The sequence below is a fragment of the Blautia faecis genome (assembly GCF_020554845.1).
In the GTDB taxonomy this organism is placed as follows: Bacteria; Bacillota; Clostridia; order Lachnospirales; family Lachnospiraceae; genus Blautia_A; species Blautia_A faecis.
Genome location: NZ_JAJCIA010000008.1, coordinates 61,501 through 85,436, shown reverse-complemented (window position 1 = coordinate 85,436; position 23,936 = coordinate 61,501). Strand labels below are relative to the sequence as shown.

Below are 23,936 nucleotides of genomic sequence, written 5' to 3'. Positions count from 1 at the left end.
AGCTTATATTGCCAAAGCTGTTACTTACTGCATGTCATATACATCCTGGATGGACTGCATATATTCTTCGCCAGTCATTTCGCCGTTTAACAGAGGCTGTACATTTTCCTGAGCTGTCTTGGAGATTTCGCTAGGCATTTTTGCTTCCCACCATGCAAATCCTTCTGTGGATTTGTCAATCTCGTCAAGAACAAGCTTGGTGTAGTTATCCATATCATCTGCTGCAACATCATATGTGTAACCTTTAACAGTTCCCTGATCTTCCATAGCTACGTTTCCGATGTTCTCCATGAAGTATTTCAGGAACCAGCCAGTAGCCTCATCATATTTGTCATTGTCAAGTGCAAGAATGTTACCACAGTTCATAGAGTAAGAAGTAGCGGAGCTGATGGACTCATCTGCAACCGGAATGTTGAAGAATCCGATTCCGTCCTCGCCTGCCGGGTTCTGGGAATCATCAGTCAGGTTCTGTGTAAACCAGGAACCATTGTAGAAGATGGCTGCTTTTCCACTCATCAGCATGGAACCAGCTGTGTTCATATCAACTGTTGTGATACCTTCTCCGAAGTATCCTTTCTCTGCCCACTCTGCAATCTTATCAGCTGCTGCAACAAGTTTCTCATCTGTATAAGGAACTTCGCCGTCAGCTGCTTTTGTCATAATGTCGTTTCCTGCGGTTCTTACTGCGTATGCATTGATCAGACGGGTTGCACCCCATTTGTCAGATCCGCCGGTTGTAAGAGGCTGGATACCTGCATCGGAAAGTTTCTGAAGAACCTCTTCAAACTCATCCCATGTAGTAGGAACTTCGCATCCTGCCTGCTCGAACAGAGCTTTGTTGTACCAGAAGCCTTCTACGTTCAGTCCAAGAGGAAGATCATAAAGATCATCTGTTCCGGATAATCCTTTCAAAAGCTCAACAGCACCGCTGTTTAAATAATCTGCTGTTCCGATCTCGTCAACAGCTTCTGTAATATTTTTAACCTTTCCGGAATCGATGAGAACGCTGAGCGGAGCACCTGCTTCGTAAGCGAACAGATCCGGAAGATCATTGGATGCTGCAAGTGTAGCAATTTTCTGCTGAAGGTTGTCAGAAGCAACCATCTCATATTCCCATGTAAAATTCGGGTTTACATTTTTCTGATAGTCTTCGCAGATTTTGTTTAACAGCATACCATTGTCATTATCTTCTGCCCAGATGGTAAGGATTTTGATGTTTTTCTCAAGCTGCGGATCCTCTCCTGAGTAATCTGCTGCAAATGTAGGAACTGCAAACATGGTGCTTGCTGTTAATGCTGCCATTAAAATAGCTAATGCTCTCTTTTTCATTATAAATTCCTCCAGAATTTTCAAAATTATTGAACTTTGTTATAATTTACTCTTGATAGCCATTTACTTTTCGGTCACGTTTAATTTGTTTCTTTGTATCCCCGGGAAATATCTTATGGTTATATAATACCATTGTTCTGTTTTTTTACCAGTGCCTAATTTTTTTGGTAATGTACAGTTTTTTTAGACTGTTTTTTATAAAAAATTCTACCTATTCAGGCATTCAATTGTGCCAAATATATAAAATGCACATATTCAGTAAAGCGAATATGTGCATTTTTTGCAAATCCTGTTTTTATCATTCTGCTTTCCACACGTTTCCCTTATACTCATTGGGAGTCATGCCCTCGTGTTTTTTAAAAATATCACAGAAATATCTGTAATTATTATATCCCACCATTTCACTGACTTCATTAACCTTATATCCATCCTGCAACAGCTTCTTCGCCTTTTTTATGCGAAGGTCCGTCAGATATTTCACATAAGATGTGCCAACCTCTGTTTTAAAAAGAACACTTAAGTAAGCCGTGCTCATTCCAGCCCTGTCTGCAAGCTCACTAAGTCCGATATCCTGATCATAATGCTCATCCAGATAAGTAAGAAGTTCCAGGATAACTCTGTGTTTGCTTCCGGTCTGGTCTGCGGTCAGATGCTTGCTGATATCAGACAGAACGCTTTTTCCATAGGCCTGTACTGCTTCTATGCTCTGACATTTTTCCATCTCCTGAAAAGAGACAAGGGACCCTCGTTCCACCTGCTTCTGACTTTCGATCAGTACATCGCTGAGCACACAGAGATGCTTGTAAAATTCCCTGCGAAAATCCTGCAACTCCGGGTAAAGTTCCTGCAGGCATCTGATTGCCTGCCGGCATTCTTCCCTAAATGCTGCAGCATCACAGTCTGTAATACATTTTACACTGCTCTCAAAAGTTCTTTCCAATTCCTGAAATTTCTCGCGATTAGCCTGTGCCTTACGATTATCCTCATGACGAGTCTTCGCCCATTCATCTTCAATTCTGGTAAGGGCATTTTTCAGTTTATCTGCTGTAACCGGCTTATCAATATAATCTTTTACACCAAGAGTAAGCGCCCTCTGCGCATACACAAATTCAGAATAGCCACTGATCACAATAAAATATGTATCCGGACATTCTTCCTTCGCCGCCTCGATCACAGACAGACCATCCAGCCCCGGAATTCGGATATCCGTAATTACTACATCCGGTTTCTCACTTCGGATCACTTCCAGTCCCTGGATTCCGTCATAAGCAGCCCCTACTACCTCATAATCCAGCTTCAGGCGGGAAATTAAAGCCTTAATTCCCTGCACAACTATATATTCATCATCAATTACCACTAAGCGATACATGAAAATCCTCCTTGTATCTGCATTTCCCTATCCCTTATCTTACCGGAACCACAATCGTTACCTTCGTTCCATTGCCTGGACTGCTTTCAAATGTTACGCCGTATTTTTCCCCGTAATTCAACTTTATACGCTCTATTACATTGCGCACTCCATAACCATTCTCCAGTCTGGACATATCGTCAATTCCCACACCATCATCTTCAATAGTGAAAATCATATTATTCTGCTCCTGCCAGCCGCGAAGGGAAATCTTTCCTTTTCCAATCTTCGGCTCCAGACCGTGATACATGGCATTTTCAATAAATGGCTGAAAAATAAAGGTAATCGTTTCACGCTGAAGAATTTCTCTGCTGATATCCACGAACAGTTCAAAACGATTATTGTAGCGCATATTCTGAAGCTTCATATAGCCCTGCATCCATTTCACAGAATCCGCAACTTTAATATATTTGCTTCCATTATTCAGCGCCAGCTTAAAGTTATCAGAAAGTGCTTCTACCATTTCTGCCATCTGGTCATCCCCATGCATGATTGCAACAAAGTACAGAGAATCCAGTGTATTATAAAGAAAATGGGGATTGATCTGGGACTGAAGCAAAAGCAGCTCTGCTTCCCGTTCATTCAGCTTCACCGCCATAAGATGCTCGGAAAGCTCCAGGTTCGTATTGACCATTTCCTTGAATTTCCGTCCAATCCGGCCAACTTCACTGTAGTCAAACTCTTCTGTAATGTGGCGCTCTCCTTCCCCAACCTGTGCAATGGTATTTTCCAGCTGCTTCAGAGGATGGCTGATGGTTCTGGAAATGATTCGTGCCATGAGAAAACCCACTACAAGAACACAACCGGCTACCAGAAACGAGGTCAGACGGATATTTTTGCTCTCTTCACTGATCTCATTTTTCTCCACTACGTTTACAATATGCCAGCCCGTAGTAGAATTGGTGACAGAAGAAAACAGATACAGATGGTTCTCTCCCGGATTAGAATAGGATTGCATAATTGCATTCTCCCTTTCCTCATTTCCCACAAAATAAACCAGCTGATCATCCTCATCTACAACCATAAAGTTACTGGAATCAAAGCTTTCATTGCCCATAACAAAGGATTTTCCCAACAACTTCTGGCTCAGTCCCACCACCATATAGCCCATTCCCTGTCCATCAGAGGGATTGATCATATATTTCGCATAAGAAAATCCTTTCTTTGTTCCTGCTTTTAAAATACTGTCACGGAAAAAAATTTCCTTTCCCTGCGCAGCCTTTGCCTGTTTCACCCAGCTTTCTTCCAGAATATCCTTATCATTATAATAATTATAGAAATCATAAGTACCCTGGTTCACATTGTTCAGCTGATAAACATGACCATAAAGATCCGTAAATACTATATAATTCACCCACACCTGCTGACTAGCCATTTCATTTGCAATCGCACGAAGCTTCACACGGTCTGTGGACGTAAACTTGCTTCCTCCGTATTCATTGCCTTTTTTCAGAATCTGCTGAAGAGCTTCATCATTCAGAAAATTTCGGCCTACGTCTACAATGTTCTTTAGATTCATATCCATAACGCGGCTGGAATTCTTCAGCGTAGACTGATAAGATGCCCTGTAATTCTGTTCAATCGCATCAATAGAGGTTTTGTATACAATATTCATCAAAACGCCCACACCCAAAAGGGTGATAAGAAACATGGATAAAAAAATCTGATTCTGAATACTCAGCTGTCTCCACGCTTTCTGTATTCCCGAAAGTTTCTTTTTCTTTTCCATATTCTCATCACCCTTTCGCATTCTGCGTTATGATTACTGTTCAAATGCGATATGGTATGTACCGCTTCCCGCTTCGGCAGCCATATAGTCTGCTTCCCTAGCAAATGTCAGTCCATCGCTTTCCAGAACAGCTTTTGCCTGATCCAGACGGATCTCTGCTGTTGTATTCACCGGAACCTGAACAGTTAAAGTAATCTGTTTCCCCTGGACTTCCCATTTTACACCAACATCACCATAAATGCTATGATATTTTCCGGCAGTGTACTTCAGATTTCCACCAATACGCGGATAGAGTATCGCATGTTTAAAGCCCGGATGTTCCGGATCAGCTTCAATTCCGGCCATTGCACGGTACATCCACTCACCAATAGCACCATAAGCATAATGGTTGAAGGAGTTCATATCTGCACTCCACATGCTTCCGTCATCCTTCATTCCATCCCAGTGCTCCCAGATCGTGGTGGCACCTTTTTTCACCTGATACAGCCAGGATGGGAAGTCTTCCTTCAGAAGCAGGTCATAGGCTTCCTTCAGAGCGTGGTTCTGGCTTAGTGCATGACAGAAATACGGAGTTCCCACAAATCCGGTAACCAGATGTCCGTTTTCTTTGTCCAGAAGGCGCTTCAGACCTTCTACGGTTTTTGTGATATATTTCTCAGGAGTCAGCTGGAAATACAGTGCCACAATATGTGCGGTCTGTGTCTGTGCTGTCATATTTCCTTCTGCATCGAAGAAGGTCTCCTGGAATTTCTTTACGATCTTATGATAAAGCTTCTCATACTCTGCTGCCACATCCTCTTTTCCAAGGGCTTTCGCCATCTGGACAAAAAGTCCGGTAGAGTATGCATAATAGGCAGTACAGGTCAGGTCATTTGGTGTTGCACCGAAATAGCTGCCCTCCTCTGCATCAAGAGCAACCCAGTCACCAAACTGCAGCTTGTAGTTCCAGATATAATCAACAGCATGGGCACGCATGAAGTCAATCCATCCCTTCATACTGTTGTACTGTTTTTTCAGAATATCTTTATCACCATACATCAGATACATGGTCCATGGATTGATGATGGCTGCATCAGCCCAGGCTGCTGCGGAATGAGGTCCCTGGCGGAGAAGCCAGTTTCCATCTGTACGGCCTTCCTCAATGTTCGGAACAACATGCGGTACACCGCCCTCTGGTGTCTGATCAACCTCCAGATCATGGAGCCATTTCTTATAGAACGTATATGTATTCATCAGATAAGTGGCGGTACGGCAGAAGATCTGCGCATCTCCAGTCCATCCCAGACGCTCATCACGCTGCGGGCAGTCTGTAGGTACATCAAGGAAATTACTCTTCAGCCCCCACAGGAAATTGTGATGCAACTGGTTCAGCAGCGGATTCGAACACTCCAGACTTCCGTTTGAAGCCATGTTGGAGTGAAGGGTGCAGGCTGTGAAATTCTCAGCTTTCGGCTCGCCTGGATAGGAAACAATCAGCGCATACTGAAATCCCATGTAAGTGAAAGTCGGATGCCAGGTAACTGTCTCTTCCCTTGCAAAAGTATATTTCATCGTTGCTTTGGCTGCACGAAGATTGTCCAGATATACATTTCCATCTTTGTCCAGAACTTCGAAGCAGTGAAGTTCGATCACATCGCCTGGTTTTCCGGCTGCAGTTACTTCAATTCGTCCTGCCATATTCTGGGCAAAATCAATAACTGTATCTCCTGCCGGTGTTTTGAAAATACGTTTCGCTGGAATACGATCCATTACACGAACCTTCGCAGCGTACTGCGCGCGCATAACCTGTGTATCAAAGAATACAAGCTGAACCGGCTTCCAGTCGCCTTTTGTGGTTTCTGCCTTTGACCAGTCCGGAATCTCAAGGGCTGCATCATAAGTCTCACCATCATAGATTTCTGCAAATACCACCGGTGAATCGCAGCCTTTCCATGATGGATCCGTATAAACAGATTCTGTTGTTCCATCGGTGTAGCGAATCAGAAGTTCCATAGTAAAAGCCGTCTGATCACCATAGTTGTTACGGGCTTTTGTCAGCCCCATAACACCTTTATACCAGCCTGGAGCCAGCATTGCTCCAGCACCGTTAATGCCCTTCTGCAGATATTCCGTTACATCATAGGTCTGATAGAGGAGATGTCTTCTATAGGATGTCCAGCCCGGTGTCATCTCGTCCTCACCAACTTTTTTGCCATTCAGGTAAAACTGATACAGGCCAAGGGCTGTAGTAAAGGCATAGGCTTCTTTTATATCTTTTTTGATTTCAAAGGTTCCTCTTACATAGGTTCCTTTGGAAACGTTCTTATAGGAATCGTCAGTTTCGGCGGATACAAAAGGAGCTTTCCATGCTGGTGCGCCTTCCTCCCACTCACCATTTTTTCCTGCAAGGGCAGTTACAAAAGATGCGGTTTCGCTCCAGTCCGTTTCTTCCTGACCATCACTGGCTTTTGCGCGGACAAAATAGCGCTTGCCGCTCTCCAGTGAAGCATCTTCTGCATAAACATGTGCAGATTCCTCAGACTCTGTTTTTCCGCTGTTATAGATCAGATCTGTAAAATCAGCGTCTTTTGCAATCTGAAATTCGTAGGATTTCTGTTTTACATTTTTCTTATCGCTTACAAGCTCCCAGGCAAACTGGGGCATATGGGAAACACCAACCGGGGCTGTTTCATAATCCATATATATTTTCTTGATTGCCAACATTTGTTTTAACCCATCCTTTCTGACATATATTTCTTTAGTATATCGTAACTGTTCAGTACCTTCATGGTCACACACTTCGCAGAATAACATCTACTGAATAATTACAATCCAACACTTTATATTTTTAAATCGTATTTTAGCGTTTTCTCAGATTCAACATCTGTCTTGCCTCATCCGGAGTCGCTGGCTCCAGACCCATAGCGCAGATCAGATTTACCAGTTTCTCAACCACCTGCCAGTTGTACTCGGCCTCTACACCTTCTGCCAGATAGTGGCTGTCTTCAAAACCAACACGTACTACCGTTGCTCCCATAGCAATTGCAGCAGCCAGAAATGTCCAGTTATCACGTCCAAAGTGTGTAACGCCCCAAAGTGCATCAGATGGAACAAAGGAACGGAAAGCTGCCAGCATCTCCGGAGTAGGCTGCATGCCGCCTTTGTGACCAAATACCAGATTAAACAGCATTGGGTCCGCAAATGGCTGCTCAGATTTTACCACTGCCATGTTATGTAACATTCCAATATCAAAAACTTCTGTTTCCGGAAGGATTCCTCTTTTATAAACTGCATCTGCACAATAACGGATATCATCAAAGGAATTGATATATACTGCCTCACCAAGATTTGTGCTTCCGCCGTTAAGAGACGCACTCTCTACCTTCGGGTAGTCAAGCGGATTGCAGCGATCCTGGATATTCATATCTGAAACACCGCCTGTAGACGCCTGAACTACCACATCTGTCCGTTTCAGAATCTCGTCAAAGCACTCAGACATATAAGAAATGTCAGGTGTAAGGCTTCCGTCTGGTTTACGACAGTGAAGGTGACACATAGCAGCACCAAGTTTTACGCTTTTCTCTACATCCTCTGCAAGTTTTACTGCATCCACACTGGTTCCTGCCTGTACAGGTGCCAGAGATATAATTACTTTTTTCATTATGTAAACCTCCAATCAGATCAATTCCTCTACAATTTCCTTCAACGTACTTACTTCACCCACATTTCCCGGAAAAATAATGTATGGCATTCCAGGGAATTTGCTTTCTTCTCCTGTCATCCATACCGGGATCCCTTTCTTCACCTGTCCCATAACACGGGCTTTCTTTACGCGAAGAGCTTTGGTTCCTACGTCAGATGAAGTGATTCCGCCTTTTGCAATGATGAATTTCGGCTTCACAGAAAGCTTTCCGATAATACTGGTCACTGCATTGGAAATTTTTACAGAAATATGCAGTTTCTCTTCCGGAGTCATATTCTCCGGCGCAAGAAGCTGTCTGCTTGTATAAATTACAACGGTTCTTCCAGACAGGATTTTCTCCTCTGCTGCCTTCACCGTTCTCTCTACCTCTTTCTCCAGACCATTTTCTTCGAACACGGTATTTACCTGAAATTCCATAAAATCAGCCTGTCCGTCTAGTTTCTTCAAACAGTTCAGCTGGTCTGTGGTCTTCTTTACATGGGAACCGATCAGAACGATTCCTCCGTTCTTTGTATCGCCCTCCAGCTGTGCTCTTCCCAGAAGGGGCTGATCTGAAATACGTCCCATCACCTTGGTAAAAGCAGCGGCAGTTCTTGCCATATAATGCTTTCCAGCTTTCATTGCAAGTACAAGTGCGGCGCAAAAAACTTTCAGGTCTGCATAGGATACTGCGTTCACAATGATCTTCGCCATATTCTGTGCAGACATAAGCTTGTCTTTAATTCCCTGCACATCCAGAGCATTCAGCTCGTCCAGGGAAATGGTGATACAGTCCTCTTTATGGTACTTTCCTTCTGTTTTTTCCTCCACATATTCTGTAAGGTCGGAGGATTTGTAGCCGAAGGTCTTGTCCTTTGCAAACTCTGTCATTCCGGCAGGAACCAGATTTTCCTGTTCTTTTACGTAATGGATATTATCCATTGTATAGCGCCCGCCTTCCGGGAAAAACGGACAGATAATCTCCCCGTCAATAACAACGCCCTCGTTCTTTGTCAGGCCATCTGCCAGAAGCTGTGTTTCCAGCGGATAGTGACCTCTCAGTGTGGAATCTCCACGGGAAATGATCATGAAGTCCTGTCCCAGCTCTCTGGCAACCTTCGCCACTCTTGCGGCAATATCCTGATGAACTTTTGTAGTTTCCTCCACAGAAAAGCTTCGTGAATTGGTAAGGATAAAAAACATAGCTTCTTTTTCCTCAAAGCCCTTGCGGATAGATTCTTCTTCCCAGTCAGTATAAACAGACACATCATGAACGGTCTGTACACCAGTCGGATCATCATCCAGTACTACCAGTTTTTTATGAAAACCTTCCATTGCCTGGGAAAGAAGTGCTTCTGCTTTGTCGGTATCTGTTCTGTCTCTTTCCTCGGCAGTCCAAAAAGGAATTATTTTGCATTCCATAGTTTCTATAACTCTCCATTCTGTTCGTTCAAAATATAATAAGAAATTGAGCGACATTTACCGTTCCACCGCCATCGAATTCTGCGCGGCAGGATTTTTTACATTCATATCTCAGTTTTGATAACTCAATTTATTATACGGCATATGCGACAGGGAACCAGATCCTCATTTCTCCATAGTCACGGTTATCCCACGCATAATATGGGATCAGGCGTACATGCTTTTTGCTCATACCGTGGTATTTCAGCGGCTGATACAGTGCATTTCTGTCAAATTCAGAACGATCAATAGAATATTCCTCTGTCTCAAGGGCTGTCATTTTTCTTCCCTCGATTTCAAATTCAACAGGAACAAACTCTGCATTCAGATCCAGATAAATATCATCCAAAGTCGATGCATGGGTATCTGCACTCTCGCAGCAATATACCAGCGGTCCACGTTCAATGGCAGCCTGTCCAACTGTTTCCTCTACCATATTGTTTGCAACGGTATAGCGAATCTTCATATCCAGATTCAGCTGTACATCCATGTTTTGCAGATCCTCCACAAGAATATCCAAATAGGTTCCTGCATCAGCTGCTGTCAGCTCACGGTCTGCGCCAGCGCCCTTAATAGAGCCGCCTGCAGCCCATCCCGGAACACGCAGTCTCAAATGAACAGGAGCATTTACCTTCACATTCTTTGCTGTAAAGCGGATTGCTCCATCGAACGGATAATCTGTGGACTGCACCAGTGTGAATTCTCCTCCATTTTCCAGCTTCACCTGAGCTTCACTTGCACCGTACATACCGGTCCATACGCTGTTATCAGATGTAAGATATGCATATTCACTGGACTGGGCAATGGTTCTCGCCAGATTTGGAGGACAGCAGTAGCTAAGAATATATTCACTTCTTGTAAGTGGCCAGATCAGCTTATAATCAAGCTTCTTGGCGCGTCTTAACATATTTTCATAGAAAAATCTTTTTCCGTCCAGGCTCAGTGCAGCCAGGTTGGTATTCAGCATCATTCGTTCCAGAATATCAAAGTACTCTGCCTTTGGCTCCAGCTGGAACATGCGGTATGCCCAGAAAACACCGCCAAGAGATGCGCAGGTCTCATTGTATGCTGTGATATTCGGAAGCTGGTATTCATAGCCATATGCCTGATGAACAAGCTGATGATCAAAAAAGTATCCATAGGGGGAGGCACCGTTATACAATGCTCCACATCCGCCTGTTATATAAAGCTTTTTATCCACAAGGCTTCTCCATACTTTGTGGAGAACCTTAATATAATCCGAATCTTCCTCTTCCAGGCAAAGATCCGCCACACCTGCATAGAGATAATTGGCACGAACTGCATGTCCAAGAATTTTCTCATGCTGCTTCAGCGGAATCTTATCCTGGTTGTCATCCAAGCCATTCTTTACGCTGTCACGAAGCGCAATCGCCTGCTTTGCAAGCTTTAGATAACGTTCCTCGCCAGTGGTACGATACATTTCCACAAGTCCCATATAATGGGAAGGGCAAACTGCAGTCTGAACCTCTCCTGTGCGTTCTGCCTCTTCATACAGATGCTCCAGATAATCTGCTGTTCTGGCTGCAATTGCAAGAAAGCTGTCCTTACCTGTAATTCTTTTATGTACACAGGCCGCTGTAAACATATGTCCGAAGTTGTATACCTCGAAATCGTTAATATCTCCCATTCTGGAAACGCCATTCCCGCTTCTTTCTCCAATGATCTGCTTGGTGGAAAGATAACCGTCCGGCTGCTGTGCTCTTCCGATGAGATCAATGTATTTTTCAATCTCATCCTTCAGAAGCTGGTTATCTGTCTGATAAGCCGTATAAATGGCAGATTCCATCCATTTATAAAAGTCTCCGTCTCCGAAAACAGTTCCGTCAAAATCTCCCTGCGCATCTCCGGCGCAGATTTTGAAATTCTCTACTACATGGCTAATATCCTTGCTGTCAAACATGTGCTTCAGCTGAGGCACTGTACTGTTGGCGCAGGTGTCAAAGCGTTCCTTCCAAAGGCCGCCGGTCCATTTTACTTTCATCCCGTCCAACGCATGTACCTTCGCGTAAGGGGATCTGGTTGTATCTGTCAGCATGATTTTTCTCCTTTAATTGTGCAGTTTTGTTATAAATACACTGCTTGCACATTATACGATATAAAAAATTTTACAGTTCTTTTTTGGAAATCTCAAGTCCACATTCTTTATTTTATGTCATGTTTTCTTCGCATGGCTTAGAGCGTGTTTGAAAAAGCATTCCCGCAATCTGCACGCCCCACTTTGCGGTATATTTCGCCCGAATTCAGTTGCCGTAGCCCGCTACGGCGCCCTCATCCGGACAAAATCTCCCACAAATTGTGACGCACATCTTGCAGAAAGCCTTTTTCAAACATGCTCTAGCCTTCTACCCAGAACTTATAATGCTCTTCCAGAACGCTTTCGATCTTCTGATAATTTTTTTCCAGAAGAAGATTGATTATCTTTTGATGAAGCAGAATGAATGTCTCTTTCTGATTCTTCTCCAGAACCAGCTCCACCGTTTTTTCCCTGGACGGAGTGGTAATTCGGTCTACATACTCATGTATGTTGCATAAAATAGGATTTTCCGTGCTTTCTACAAGAGTCAGATGAAAATCAACATCAGCCTGCAACACCTGCTTGGCAGTAACATTTTCTCTCAAAACAACTGTTTTCAGATTATCAAATTTCTTCAAAATATGGTCCATCTTTTCATCGGTGATTCCGCCTATAATCTGATACAGCATTCCGGTATCCAGAACTTTACGAACCTGAATAATGTCTATTCTCATATTCTTATCCAGAAGAATTCCGTACAGCATCGGGTCTAACATTTTATGATTATAGGTATCGTTTACAAAGGTTCCTTCCGCTCTTTTTATGTAAACCACCCCATACGCTTCCAGAATTTTAATGGCTTCACGCACAGAATTTCTTCCAATACCAAAATTTTCACACAGCTCCGGCTCAGTAGGAAGTTTATCACCTGGTTGCAGGTTTCCGGCAATAATCGAATCTGTAATCTGTTCCACTACCTGATTTACAACGCTGTCTTTATGAAGCCGCTTTTTCAGAAAATTTTTCTTATCAGACATATTTGCTCCCCCTGACTTTTTATAATATATACCGCATTATAAGCACCGGAAATCGCACTGCACAGGAGCCTGCGATTTTCGGTATTTTAACTCTGGTATTATTATACACTACTTTATCGGCGTTTTAAAACAGCTACATCTCTTGCTTTCAAAATTAGTTTTTCATTTTCCGGCTGTGCCCCAATCAGATTTTCCCATTTTCCTTCCGGAAGCACTATCTGTTTCTCTGCCGCGTTATGATTCATGACAAAATAGAATTTGCCGTTTTCATTTTCTCTGCTGGTTACCTCAATACCTTCTTCCACCTGAAGTACCGGATGCACATTCGTCTCCTCGCATACCTTATGAACAAATATCTTCAAGAATGCCTCATCCGGCTGTGTTCCAAGATAATATGCTTTTCCTTTTCCGTATTCGTTTACTGTGACACAAGGCTCTCCTGCATAGAAATCACTTCCATAAGTTCCAAATGCCTTTGCATTTTCCAGTCTGAGACGGTCGCACAGGAAGCTGCAGCTGTAGGCTTCCTTATTTTCGTTCAAAATAATCTGATTGGTTTCTTCCGGATAAAGTGCATCTGTCTCTTCCACCCACAGCCCAAATACATTGCGAAGCGGACCCGGATATGCTCCAAAGATGCAGCGGTCTGTTTCATCTGCAAGGCCTGTCATATAGGTTCCAATCAGTGTTCCGCCGTTTTCCACAAATTTAGTCAATCGCTCTGCAAATCCAGGCTTTATCATGTATGCAAGAGGTGCAACTACAACCTTATAGGAATCCAGATTACTTGTGAATTTCACAATGTCCACAGCTATGTTCTGCTTGTGGAATGCACGATAATAATGAGCCACCTGAAGCAGGTAATCCATATCCTTAGTTGGGCCGCTGCAAAGCTCCAGTGCCCACCAGTTGTCCCAGTCAAAGAGAATTCCTACATCGGCATTTGTTCTCGCATCCAGAATCTGTCCACCAAGCTGATGAAGCTCAGCTCCCAACTGCTCAAACTCCCTGAAAATTCTGGTGTCATCAGTTCCTGCATGGGAAATAACTGCGCCATGGAACTTTTCCTGTCCTCCAACGGACTGACGCATTTGAAAATATAAGGAGCTGTCAGCGCCATGGGCAATTCCCTGATATGCCAGAAGTCTTACCTCTCCCGGTCGCTTCAGCTTGTTACATGGCTGCCAATTTTGCTGGTTCGGGGACTGCTCCGCGACCATGTAAGAAGCACCGTCCTTCAGTCCTCTCATAATATCATGCTTTAATGCCGGAAATGCTGCATCATCTTTTGGGGACGGATAGTTATCCCATCCTACAATGTCCATATTTCTGGTCAGCTGGAACTGATTCAGTTTTTTAATAAATCCGGAAATATTGCTGAACACCGGAATATCAGGAGTAATTCTGCGAAGCACGTTTGCCTCATTCAAAAAACACTCCTCTGTTGTATCTGTAACAAAGCGCTGGTAATCCAGCTGTTTTGCCGGGAAAAACCTGTCATCATCATTGCGTTCTGTAGGAAGCATGATCGTGTCAAAATCATAAACCGTTCTTCCCCAGAAAGAAGTATTCCATCTCTTATTCAGTTCTTCTGTGGTTCCGTATTTCTTTTTCAGCCATACACGGAACTTCTTTTCGCAGTTCTCACAGTGACAGAATGTGCTGTATTCATTTGCCACATGCCATGCAACAAGCCCCGGATAATCTTTGTAACGAAGTGCCATCTGCTCTGCCAGAGCTGCTGCTCTTTCTCTGTATTTTTCACTGTTTACGCAGTAAAAATTTCTCATTCCATGAGTACGTTTCAGCCCGTTGTTGTCTACAGGCATGATTTCCGGATATTTCTTGCTCATCCATTCCGGCTGTGCAGCAGTAGAAGTAGCAAGGCATACATAAATTCTATTTTCCCAGAGAATGTCCAGAATCTTGTCCAGCCATTCAAAGTTATAAACTCCTTCCTGTGGCTCTAGCTTAGCCCAGGAAAAAACTGGAAGTGCTACATAGTTGATATGACATTTCTTAAAATATTCCATGTCCTGGCGGATTGTAGCTTCATCCCACTGGTCCGGGTTATAATCTCCACCAAAATAGAGTTCTTTTATTTTTTGACCTTTCATGCCTGCATCTCCTTCACATTTTTATTTAACAGATCCTGTCATACCTTCAACGAAGGATTTCTGTAAGGTAAAGAATACAATAATTGTAGGCAATGTGGAAAGCACAATACCAACCATTGTCATACCGTAATCCGGTGTAAATCCGGAGGCAAGGTTTGCTACAACCAGCGGCAGTGTAAATTTCGTATCACTCTGCAGTGCGATCAGAGGCCACATGTAGTTGTTCCAGCTTGCCATGAACATGAATATTCCGGCTGCTGCATATGTGGACTTCATCATTGGCATAAAAATTTTGAAAAAGATCTGATATTCATTCAGTCCGTCCATTCTGGCTGCTTCCAGCGTATCCTTCGGGAAGGAATAGGCATTCTGCTTAAAGAAGAAAATCAAAAACGGAGAACCGATTGCCGGAAGAATAATTGCCAGATAATTGTTTAAAAGTCCCATTTTGGAAAACATACGGAACATTGGAATAATCTTTGCTGCAAAAGGTACCATCATGGATGCGATCAGCGCAAGAAAAAGAATTTCCTTTCCGCGGCTTGGAAATACAACAAAGGCATAACCTGCAATGGAGCAGATTAAAAGACCTATACCGGTAACGATTACCGCCAGTAAAAGGGAGTTTCCAAATGCTCTCCACAGATTGGAATAGTTAAAAGCATTTGTAACATTTTCTGCCAGTTTATTTCCAAAGGTGAGTTTTCCCATGGTAATGTCAGCAGAGCTATTTGTCATTCCTACAATCATCCAGTAAAATGGGAATACACAAAGTAATGACAATGTCATCAAAAATACATGTTTAAAACCTTCACCAATTAAATGTTTTTTATTCATCATGATCACCTGTCACTTTCTTCTGAACGATTGTAATAAGTACAATGATCACCAGGACCACATAAGAAACAGCAGCTGCATATCCATAATTCGGAACATAGTTAAAGGACAGATCGTAAATGTACTCGGAAATAGTTCTGGTTGCATTTCCAGGACCGCCTCCAGTCAGATTTACAACCTCGTCAAACAGCTGAAGTGTGTTGGTTACTGCCATAATGCTGGTAAGGAAAATAATTGGCTTCAAGATCGGCATTGTGATCTTGAAGAAGGACTGTCTGAAATTAGCACCATCAATTTTGGCAGCTTCATATACTGACTTATCTGTATTTTGCAATGCAGATAAAAAGAAGATCATATAGTATCCGGAATAACGCCAGATCAGAGCAATGATGATAACAAATTTTGCCCAGACAGGATCCAAAATAAATGCAATTGGGGAATTAATCAGTCCAAGTGATAACAGAACATGGTTCACAACTCCATCTGTTGCAAAAATATTCTTAAACAGAATTGCGTAAGAAATAGGAGAAGTTACGCATGGCAGAAAGATGCAGGTTCTGTAAAAGCCTTTCAGTTTTAAGGTTTCAGAATTCAATAAGACAGCAACTAATAATGCAAGAAGCAACATGATCGGGATCTGGATCACTGCATAAAATAATGTATTACCAATCGTTGTTTTAAACCCGGTATCATTAAGCATTCTTACATAGTTGGCTACGCCGCCAAAGGTCAGATTATTTCCTTTTCCTGTTTTTAAGGATAAAAGAAATGCCTGCACCATAGGGATATAACTAAATGCCAGAATCAGCACAGAAGCAATAATTACCATTGTCCAGCCAATACGGGAATTCTTTTTTTCCAATGTGCTACCTTTCATGGAATCTCCTTTCCGTTCTATATCCATTATCTTTTTATTTTAGAAAAGGGGCGAATCACTCCGCCCCCTTAATTTCTTTATTTTAACTATCTTCTTTACGTTTATTTACTGAATAGTCTGGTTAAACTGCTCTTCTGCTGCTGCTAATTCAGTATCCAGATCGCTGCCATTAAGGATGTTAGGAGTCACTGCAAGTAATGCGCTCTGGGCTTCTGCGCTAAATGCGCCAGTATTTACAGATGGAATCTGAGCTTCCCAATCGACCAGTGTTTTATTGATCTGCTGTCCACTGAAGAATTCAGATTCAGTATTAACTGCTTCAATATCAGCCGCCGGAAGGTAGGTTCCGATAATATTATTGCTCTTCATAAGAGAATCATAAAGCTCTGTGCTTCCGCCAAATGTATCAGCAAGGAATTTTGCTGCAGCATCTGCGTTCTTGGAGTTCTTCAGTACAAACCAGCTTGAACCACCCTGGTTGGAATAATGTGTAGCACCATCTGTGCTCATCTTCGGGATAGGAGCCATTTTCCATTTTCCGCTCTGATCATCAGCGCTCATAATAGTAGATGTGATCCAGCTTCCTCTCATAACACAGGCAACATCACCATTATTGATTGCTCCTGCAAATCCGGTCCAGTCACTTACTACCTGGCAGAAATCAGATTCGTTCAGTTTTTTGAATACATCATAGCATTCTTTTAATGCATCGTTATTTGTGAAATCAGCATTTCCGTCATTGTCTGTGAACCATTTTCCAGTAGACTGAAGCATGATCTGGAATTCGGCGATATCGTTCGGATTGTAGGTCTGAAGCATATGACCTTTCTCTTTCAGTTTCTCCCCAAGTGCAAGGTACTCGTCCCATGTAAGGTCCTGCATGTCCTCGTCTGTTACGCCGATTTCTTCCATATAGTCTGTACGGTAGAATAATCCGGCAACGCCTGTATCAAAAGGCACTCCGTATCCGGCACCGTCGTAGGAAAGCATATCTTTTTTATAAGCGGCAAAATCATCATAAGAAATGTAGTCATCCATTGGTAAAAATGCATCTGGATAAGACATCAGATAACCCTGCGCATTTAAATCACTGATGAGAACAATATCTGGTAAATCGTCTGTTACACCAGAAGCCAGTACAGTATGAATCTTCTGGAGGCAGTCTGCTTTCGCCATTTCAACGAAATTAACTTTTACGTTGTCATCCAGGCTGTCTGCAACCTCCATTGCTGTACCATTCATGTTCTTATCCCATGCCCACACAGTAATCTCTGTCGGCTCATCTGTTGTCTCTGCTGCTACTGTCATTGCCGGTGCAGCTACACTCAATACCATGCTTGCTACTGCACACATACTAATTGCTACACGAGATACTTTCTTTCTCATTTTTTTCACCTTTGTCCTTTCTATTACGTATAACGTAGGATGTTTAACTTGTTGCCATTATATTAACATCCTGAATAGAGTTTGTAAACTCTGAATACCAACTGATTTTTCGCATATATTTTTGTTAATTTTGCATAATATTTGTACAAAATATATCCACTAAATTGTCATGCTCAAACAACTCAAAGAGCCTGTATCAAAGACCTTATTTCTTTGATACAGACCCCAGGATATCTTATTATAAACCTTATTTACATTCCTTTTTCCTGCAGTGCTTTCGCAAGTGCCTGAGCTCCGAAGCGAGGGCTGGAAAGTACCGGCTTACCGATTTTCTCATGAATTGCATCTTCTGCATATGCCATAGATCCCTGAGCCAAAAGAATCACATCTACCTGATCTGCGATTTCTTCTGCCTTTGCACAAAGAAGTGCTTTAAATTTATTCTGGTCTGCACCGAATGCGTCTACAAGTCCGTCAACCAATTCTACATGGCTGTTCATTTCTCTTGCCACGCGTGAAACTGTATTCTTAGTAGGCTCCAGTGTGGTAGGAAGAGTGGCCAGAACTCCTACTCTCTTCCCAAGGCGGACAGCCTCGCGGCACATTTCCTCATCAATTCGAACAATCGGGATACCTGTGTAGCGTCCGATATTCTGTGCGGCATCTGCAACTTCTCCAACAGAAGAGCAGCAGTTTAAAATTACATCCGCTCCGTCAGAAACAGCCTGCATGTACATTCCGACAAGGCGTGCTGCAGCTCCTGCTGTTACATAACCATGCTCTCTTACTTCAGCAAGAATGGATGGATCTTGATAGTTGAGGATCTCCGGTGTATCTCCAAGGTTCTTTCTGATTTCTTCATTTACGCACTCAATAAGTTCTGGTGTTGTGCTGGTATAAACAATTCCTAATTTCATTCTATATTTCTCCCTTCACCGCTTCTATAAATTTATATAACTCAAATATTTTAACAGTTAAACTTCCACGTTATCAAGTCAAGCGGTTATTCATAATCCGCTTCTCAGATATATTTTAAAATCATACGATTATATTCATTTAACGTCAAGTCTAAATTCTTTGTTTATTGTCAGATTTATATGGCTTTTATAAAATGACAGAAGTGGTAAAAACGTCACTTCATCAACAGGTGGGTGTTTTATTGGATCTGCCTGCCAGGCAAATGAAAGTTCTGCCTCATCTTCCACTTCACGGGCTAATTCAAGATACAAATGATTTTTATTTTCTCTATTACCGCGTATATGAAGAATTTCCACATTTCCTTTACTATCCGTAAGCGTAAATCCACTGTCCTTTCCTGCTGTCGAATACAGTAAAAAACAATTTTTCACATGTACACACGTAAGCTTCAGCCAGATTCTGTTTCCCTCCAGCTGAAATTTTTCTTTTTCATCCTCATTTACTCTTTCAACTTTGATCACTTCCGGCGGCTGGTATTCTTCCAGTCCGTTTAATACAAATGCACACTGTTTTGCCAGTTTTTCTCCTAAAGCCACATTCGCATGTGCCGTATTATGAATATCATCACATAAACTTAAATTAGATGTTGTCAAAACAGATACGCCAGGAATCTCTCTTGCAGCTCTCGCCTGTGCATCACGAACCATACCCCAGCAGTCATCATTCCTTCCATTAATTTGCCGGTTTAACTGCATGGTAAAAAATGGAACCTGGTAGTCCAGTTCTTTGCGCACTGCCATTACAAAGCTGTAAAAATGCTCAAAATATTTTTTTGCCGGTTCCGGATCTGTATCTGAACACCCCTGATACCACAAAATTCCTGCACAACGGTCCCCTGTTTCATGGATTTTATCTATCATATTTTGATACAAATCTCCATTTTCCGGGTTCCAGCGAGCCATAGGGGAGCCACCAAGAGACGTCTGAACCAATCCAACCGGCATATTAGATATTTGCGCATATTTTTTTCCAAATGCAAGATAGGGTGAAACTCCTGATACTCCCATTTCTTCATTCGCACATGTCTCCGCATATGTATTCTCATTCATTGGATGACTGGCTATATCCCACTGACTCCTGTTTCTGTATAAATGTACATCCATACTTGGAGGATCCAGACAAAAATCCCGGCTATATCCAGCTGAATTTGACTGGCCTGCAATAATAAACAGATTTCCAACTCCGATGTGAAGCACACAATCCCCCCGGTAGACCCATGTCAGATCCGGGGTAGTACTTTTGGTTTCAAGCCCAGTGTCAATTCTATATGGTCCCCCAGCCGGAATGTCTAACGTTACATCGAATTCTCCCTGAAAATTTTCATTATAAGTAAAATGATCTGCATTCGTCCACGGAATCACCGCCATATTATCATCTTCACTCATTACTCTTACCAGCGGTATTACACGTTCAACTCCAACCTCCAGAGCTGCCGGATGTACCGAAAATTTTCCATTTAGAAAGACGCTCCCCTTGCCTTCTTTTTGCTGTATAATTTCCCAATCTGATGGTCTTGACATAAGTGTAATGCCATACATAACTGTTTCCTCCACATAAATTTCAGCCCCATAAACCTTGCTCGCCAGGAACAACTGATTATGGGGCCTATTTTAGAACTTAAAAAAAACACTTTACCATGAATCTGAATTATTTGTTTGTAATCACCGAAGCCACAGCCTTCTTCCAGCCAGCATACTTCTGCTCCCGTTTCTTGGCATCCATGTCCGGTTTATAGGACACGCGGTTTAATTTTCCAAAAATACTTTCATCCCAGACACCAAGCTGCAATCCTGCCGCATAGGCCGGTCCGATAGCGGAAAGCTCCTCGGAATCCGGAACCAGTACTCCGGCATCTGCAATATTGCTCTGGAACTGCATCAGATAGTCGTTTCGGGTCGGACCGCCATCTACGCGAAGCTCCTTCACCGGAACACCAGCGTCCTCAGACATAGCCTGTACAACATCTGTAATCTGATAGGCAATACATTCAAGTGCCGCTCTTACAAACTCAGCCTTGCGGGTAGTACGGCTCATGCCTACAACAGAAGCTCTCGCCTCGCTGTCCCAGTAAGGAGCGCCAAGACCGCTGAATGCAGGAACCAGATACAGGCTGTCCTCCTGAATGGCTTCTTTCGCCAATTTACCGGTTTCTCCAGGAGAAGAAATGATCTGAAGATCGTCCTTCAGCCAGGTAATCACAGCGCCTGTATAGTTCAGATTGCCTTCAAGCACATAGTTAACCTTGCCGCCGATTTTCCACGCAAGAGAAGTAACAACCCCATGAGTACTGAGAATCGGCTTCTCCCCAATATTCATCATAATAGAAGAACCGGTTCCATAAGTGGATTTGATCATACCAGGCTGCAAACATCCCTGTCCAAAAAGAGAGCCATGGGAATCGCCCATTACGCCATGGATTGGAATCTTATGAGGAAGAAGTCCCTCGAAATCCGTTTCGCCGAAGCAGGCATCGGAATCCGTAACCTCTGCCATATTTGCCGGATCAATACCAAATAATCCGCAAATTTCTTCATCCCATTTCAGATCAAAAATATTGAAAAGCTGTGTTCTGGAAGCATTGGAATAATCTGTTCTGTATTCTTTGCCCCCTGTCAGCTTGTAAACCAGCCAGCTGTCAATAGTGCCATGGCAGATTTCATGACGCTCTGCCGCCGCTTTTGCACCCGCTTCATTTTCCAGAAGCCATGCGATCTTGGAAGCCGGAAAATAAGGGGAAAGATTCATTCCTGTTTTCTGGCGGATCAGCTCTGCTGCCCCAGCCTTTTCCACACGTGCACAGATATCCACGGCACGGGCGCACTGCCATACAACTGCATTTCCGTAAGGCTTACCGGTGACGCGATTCCATGCAAGAGAAGTTTCACGCTGGTTACTGATTCCCAGCCCAACTACATATTCCTTCTCTACCCCCTCCAGAAGTTCTTTCACAACCTCCAGAACATTGCTGTAAATTTCCTCTGGATCATGGGAAACCCAGCCCTTTTCATTGATGATCTGCCTGTGAGGGCGGTCAGTACGGCGCATAATGCTTCCTGTCTCATCGAAAAGGAGCGCCTTGGTACCCTGGGTACTCTGATCAATACTAATAATATATTTTGCCATGTTTACTATCCTCTTAAAACTTTTATATTCTCTAAAATCAATATCTCTGTACCTTAAGTCTGTTTTGTAACTAAATAATAAGCGTGCCTGACCAGACTGCTCAGAAGCACGCCCAATCGGGCAGCACTTCTAAGCAGCATCCTGGTTCTGCATCCACGCAGTCTGTCAGTCACGCTTAAATTTGTTTCTTATTTGATTTTTATTTCAGAGCTTCCACAGCCTTCTTCGCAATACCCTCAGCATTTAATCCATAGTAATCAAATACTTCCTGTGAGGTACCTGTGATAACCGGAGCATCCGGAAGAGCCATGTTCAGCACTTTTCTCGGGCATTCTGCACCAACAACCTGTGCAACCATGGAGCCAAGTCCGCCAAATGGTGCGTGCTCTTCTACCGTGATCACTGCCTTTGCATTCTTGGCAGCTTTTACAACACCTTCAGCGTCAAGCGGTTTCACGCAGTACATATCCAGTACAGTTGCGGAAATGCCCTGCTCTTCCAGTAACTTGGCAGCTGCAAATGCTGGGCGCACCATCTCGCCACAGGCAATGATTGCCACATCTGTTCCCTCTTTCAGAACAGTTGCCTTGTCCATTTCAAATGGGCAGTTGTCTTCTGTATAAATATCCTCAACCGGATTTCTTCCAACACGGATGTAAGATGGTTTCTCATCCTTCAACAGAGCCTCGATCAGATGCTTTGTCTGATGACGGTCACTTGGAAGGTAAACTCTCATATTCGGGATTGCGGACATAGCTGCGATATCCTGTGCAGAATGATGGCTCATTCCAAGTGCACCGTAGCTGATGCCGCCGCTGATACCGATCAGCGTAACATTTGTATTAGAGTATGCCACATCAACCTTGGCCTGCTCGTAGCTTCTTGTGGATAAGAAGCAGGCCGGTGAGCATGCAAATGGTTTCTTTCCGCATTTTGCAAGACCTGCGGAAATACTTACCAGATTCTGCTCTGCAATACCGGTCTCAACAAACTGATCCGGGAAATTATCTGCAAATGGTGTCATGGAAGCAGATCCTCTGGAATCACTGCAAAGCACCATAATATCTTTATCCTCTTTTGCCTTGTCCATCAAAACTTCACAGATGGCCTGTCTGTTTGGAATCTTATTCATGAAGAGCGGCCTCCTTTCTTGCTGCAAAATCCGCGATGATCTGATCATATTCTTCCTGTGTTGGAACCTTGTGATGCCAGTTTGCCTTGTTCTCCATTACGGAAGATCCACAGCCTTTTACAGTGTTGGCAATTACAGCTGTTGGTTTGCCTTTTACAGTTTTTGCTTCTTCAAAAGCAGCATTTAACTGGTCAATATCGTTTCCGTCTTTTACATCGATCACATGCCATCCGAAAGAACGGATACGCTCATGGAGATCGTCATGTCCCATAACATCCTCTGTATTTCCGGAAATCTGAAGACGGTTACGGTCGATTACTGCGCAAAGATTGTCCAGCTTGTACTGATGTCCTGCCATGAAGCCCTCCCATACAGAACCCTCTGCCAGCTCACCGTCACCCATTACGGTGTAAACACGGTAATCTCTGTTATCTTTTTTTCCTGCAAGAGCCATGCCTACGCATACAGGAAGTCCATGTCCCAGAGAACCGGAGTTCATCTCGATTCCAGGAAGCTTATTGTTCGGATGTCCGATATATTTGGAGCCAAATTTTGAAAAATGTGCTTTAATATCTTCCAGATCCAGAAAGCCCTTTGCTGCAAGTACAGCGTAGTAAGCCTCTACAGAATGACCTTTGCTGAGTACGAAACGGTCGCGATTCGGATCATCCATGTTTTCCGGAGAAATGTTCATCTGGCAGAAATACAGGCTCATCAGAGTATCGATCACACTCATGTCGCCGCCGATATGTCCGCCCTTTCCGGCAACGATAATATCTACAGTATCTTTTCTCAAGTCAAAAGATTTTGCCTTTAAATTTTCCAT

17 protein-coding genes and 2 pseudogenes are annotated in these 23,936 nt (G+C 43.2%); 1 reads left to right on the top strand and 18 read right to left on the bottom strand.

Annotation, left to right across the window (positions count from 1 at the left end):
* Positions 1 to 24 precede the first annotated feature (24 nt).
* The 8 genes and pseudogenes from LIZ66_RS06120 to LIZ66_RS19110 form a co-directional block, all read right to left on the bottom strand.
* Entirely contained in the window at positions 25 to 1,329 is a 1,305-nt protein-coding gene (locus tag LIZ66_RS06120) for an ABC transporter substrate-binding protein (RefSeq protein ID WP_118577669.1), read from the bottom strand.
* A 298-nt stretch (positions 1,330 to 1,627) separates the two neighbouring features.
* The gene (locus LIZ66_RS06115; RefSeq protein ID WP_173715718.1) at positions 1,628 to 2,698 is read right to left on the bottom strand and encodes a response regulator; all 1,071 of its coding nucleotides are present in this window, start codon (positions 2,696 to 2,698) and stop codon (positions 1,628 to 1,630) included.
* 34 nt (positions 2,699 to 2,732) lie between these two features.
* Positions 2,733 to 4,466, bottom strand: a complete 1,734-nt coding sequence (locus LIZ66_RS06110; RefSeq protein WP_227227637.1) for a sensor histidine kinase — start codon at positions 4,464 to 4,466, stop codon at positions 2,733 to 2,735.
* A gap of 33 nt (positions 4,467 to 4,499) precedes the next feature.
* Complete coding sequence (locus tag LIZ66_RS06105) at positions 4,500 to 7,145, bottom strand: alpha-L-rhamnosidase (RefSeq protein ID WP_227227636.1); 2,646 nt, start codon at positions 7,143 to 7,145, stop codon at positions 4,500 to 4,502.
* Positions 7,146 to 7,305: 160 nt separating this feature from the next.
* Complete coding sequence (locus LIZ66_RS06100) at positions 7,306 to 8,106, bottom strand: beta-keto acid cleavage family enzyme (RefSeq protein WP_195392107.1); 801 nt, start codon at positions 8,104 to 8,106, stop codon at positions 7,306 to 7,308.
* Positions 8,107 to 8,121: 15 nt separating this feature from the next.
* The gene (locus tag LIZ66_RS06095; RefSeq protein ID WP_195392106.1) at positions 8,122 to 9,549 is read right to left on the bottom strand and encodes a four-carbon acid sugar kinase family protein; all 1,428 of its coding nucleotides are present in this window, start codon (positions 9,547 to 9,549) and stop codon (positions 8,122 to 8,124) included.
* Positions 9,550 to 9,682: 133 nt separating this feature from the next.
* Positions 9,683 to 11,644 (bottom strand): glycoside hydrolase family 127 protein, encoded by a 1,962-nt coding sequence (locus tag LIZ66_RS06090; RefSeq protein ID WP_173770807.1) that lies wholly within the window; start codon positions 11,642 to 11,644, stop codon positions 9,683 to 9,685.
* Between the two features lie 112 nt (positions 11,645 to 11,756).
* Positions 11,757 to 11,915: pseudogene (locus LIZ66_RS19110) on the bottom strand (DUF6783 domain-containing protein).
* On the opposite strand from LIZ66_RS19110, the pseudogene LIZ66_RS19105 reads away from it, so the two are divergent.
* Positions 11,853 to 12,023 (top strand): annotated as a pseudogene (locus tag LIZ66_RS19105) (DUF6783 domain-containing protein); the annotation flags it as partial. The pseudogenes LIZ66_RS19110 and LIZ66_RS19105 overlap by 63 nt on opposite strands.
* On the opposite strand, the gene LIZ66_RS06085 reads toward LIZ66_RS19105, so the two are convergent.
* The 10 genes from LIZ66_RS06085 to LIZ66_RS06040 all read right to left on the bottom strand — a co-directional run bounded on the left by LIZ66_RS06085 (position 11,944) and on the right by LIZ66_RS06040 (position 23,936).
* Complete coding sequence (locus LIZ66_RS06085; RefSeq protein WP_227200632.1) at positions 11,944 to 12,660, bottom strand: FadR/GntR family transcriptional regulator; 717 nt, start codon at positions 12,658 to 12,660, stop codon at positions 11,944 to 11,946. The pseudogene LIZ66_RS19105 and the gene LIZ66_RS06085 overlap by 80 nt on opposite strands.
* A gap of 113 nt (positions 12,661 to 12,773) precedes the next feature.
* Complete coding sequence (locus LIZ66_RS06080; protein WP_227200634.1) at positions 12,774 to 14,777, bottom strand: beta-galactosidase; 2,004 nt, start codon at positions 14,775 to 14,777, stop codon at positions 12,774 to 12,776.
* Positions 14,778 to 14,798: 21 nt separating this feature from the next.
* Positions 14,799 to 15,515, bottom strand: coding sequence for a carbohydrate ABC transporter permease (locus LIZ66_RS06075; RefSeq protein ID WP_306797069.1), 717 nt, complete (start codon positions 15,513 to 15,515; stop codon positions 14,799 to 14,801).
* 91 nt (positions 15,516 to 15,606) lie between these two features.
* Positions 15,607 to 16,491 (bottom strand): carbohydrate ABC transporter permease, encoded by an 885-nt coding sequence (locus tag LIZ66_RS06070; RefSeq protein ID WP_173715710.1) that lies wholly within the window; start codon positions 16,489 to 16,491, stop codon positions 15,607 to 15,609.
* Positions 16,492 to 16,596: 105 nt separating this feature from the next.
* A complete protein-coding gene (locus LIZ66_RS06065) occupies positions 16,597 to 17,877 on the bottom strand; it encodes an ABC transporter substrate-binding protein (RefSeq protein WP_173770810.1) in 1,281 nt (426 codons plus the stop codon).
* A 251-nt stretch (positions 17,878 to 18,128) separates the two neighbouring features.
* A complete protein-coding gene (locus LIZ66_RS06060; RefSeq protein ID WP_173715708.1) occupies positions 18,129 to 18,794 on the bottom strand; it encodes an aspartate/glutamate racemase family protein in 666 nt (221 codons plus the stop codon).
* 135 nt (positions 18,795 to 18,929) lie between these two features.
* Positions 18,930 to 20,393 (bottom strand): sialate O-acetylesterase, encoded by a 1,464-nt coding sequence (locus tag LIZ66_RS06055; RefSeq protein WP_173715707.1) that lies wholly within the window; start codon positions 20,391 to 20,393, stop codon positions 18,930 to 18,932.
* 109 nt (positions 20,394 to 20,502) lie between these two features.
* On the bottom strand, positions 20,503 to 21,978 hold the full coding sequence (locus LIZ66_RS06050) for an FGGY-family carbohydrate kinase (RefSeq protein WP_173770811.1): 1,476 nt from the start codon (positions 21,976 to 21,978) through the stop codon (positions 20,503 to 20,505).
* A 199-nt stretch (positions 21,979 to 22,177) separates the two neighbouring features.
* Positions 22,178 to 23,110 (bottom strand): transketolase family protein, encoded by a 933-nt coding sequence (locus LIZ66_RS06045; RefSeq protein WP_195392105.1) that lies wholly within the window; start codon positions 23,108 to 23,110, stop codon positions 22,178 to 22,180.
* Positions 23,103 to 23,936, bottom strand: a complete 834-nt coding sequence (locus tag LIZ66_RS06040; protein WP_173715704.1) for a transketolase — start codon at positions 23,934 to 23,936, stop codon at positions 23,103 to 23,105. The genes LIZ66_RS06045 and LIZ66_RS06040 overlap by 8 nt, the downstream gene beginning before the upstream one ends.

Coding starts and splice junctions, on each gene's coding strand:
- LIZ66_RS06120 (WP_118577669.1), bottom strand. CDS start 1,329: ATGAAAAAGAGAGCATTAGCTATTTTAATGGCAGCATTAACAGCAAGC.
- LIZ66_RS06115 (WP_173715718.1), bottom strand. CDS start 2,698: ATGTATCGCTTAGTGGTAATTGATGATGAATATATAGTTGTGCAGGGA.
- LIZ66_RS06110 (WP_227227637.1), bottom strand. CDS start 4,466: ATGGAAAAGAAAAAGAAACTTTCGGGAATACAGAAAGCGTGGAGACAG.
- LIZ66_RS06105 (WP_227227636.1), bottom strand. CDS start 7,145: ATGGATTATGAAACAGCCCCGGTTGGTGTTTCCCATATGCCCCAGTTT.
- LIZ66_RS06100 (WP_195392107.1), bottom strand. CDS start 8,106: ATGAAAAAAGTAATTATATCTCTGGCACCTGTACAGGCAGGAACCAGT.
- LIZ66_RS06095 (WP_195392106.1), bottom strand. CDS start 9,549: ATGGAATGCAAAATAATTCCTTTTTGGACTGCCGAGGAAAGAGACAGA.
- LIZ66_RS06090 (WP_173770807.1), bottom strand. CDS start 11,644: ATGCTGACAGATACAACCAGATCCCCTTACGCGAAGGTACATGCGTTG.
- LIZ66_RS06085 (WP_227200632.1), bottom strand. CDS start 12,660: ATGTCTGATAAGAAAAATTTTCTGAAAAAGCGGCTTCATAAAGACAGC.
- LIZ66_RS06080 (WP_227200634.1), bottom strand. CDS start 14,777: ATGAAAGGTCAAAAAATAAAAGAACTCTATTTTGGTGGAGATTATAAC.
- LIZ66_RS06075 (WP_306797069.1), bottom strand. CDS start 15,515: ATGACAAATAGCTCTGCTGACATTACCATGGGAAAACTCACCTTTGGA.
- LIZ66_RS06070 (WP_173715710.1), bottom strand. CDS start 16,491: ATGAAAGGTAGCACATTGGAAAAAAAGAATTCCCGTATTGGCTGGACA.
- LIZ66_RS06065 (WP_173770810.1), bottom strand. CDS start 17,877: ATGAGAAAGAAAGTATCTCGTGTAGCAATTAGTATGTGTGCAGTAGCA.
- LIZ66_RS06060 (WP_173715708.1), bottom strand. CDS start 18,794: ATGAAATTAGGAATTGTTTATACCAGCACAACACCAGAACTTATTGAG.
- LIZ66_RS06055 (WP_173715707.1), bottom strand. CDS start 20,393: ATGTATGGCATTACACTTATGTCAAGACCATCAGATTGGGAAATTATA.
- LIZ66_RS06050 (WP_173770811.1), bottom strand. CDS start 21,978: ATGGCAAAATATATTATTAGTATTGATCAGAGTACCCAGGGTACCAAG.
- LIZ66_RS06045 (WP_195392105.1), bottom strand. CDS start 23,110: ATGAATAAGATTCCAAACAGACAGGCCATCTGTGAAGTTTTGATGGAC.
- LIZ66_RS06040 (WP_173715704.1), bottom strand. CDS start 23,936: ATGGAAAATTTAAAGGCAAAATCTTTTGACTTGAGAAAAGATACTGTA.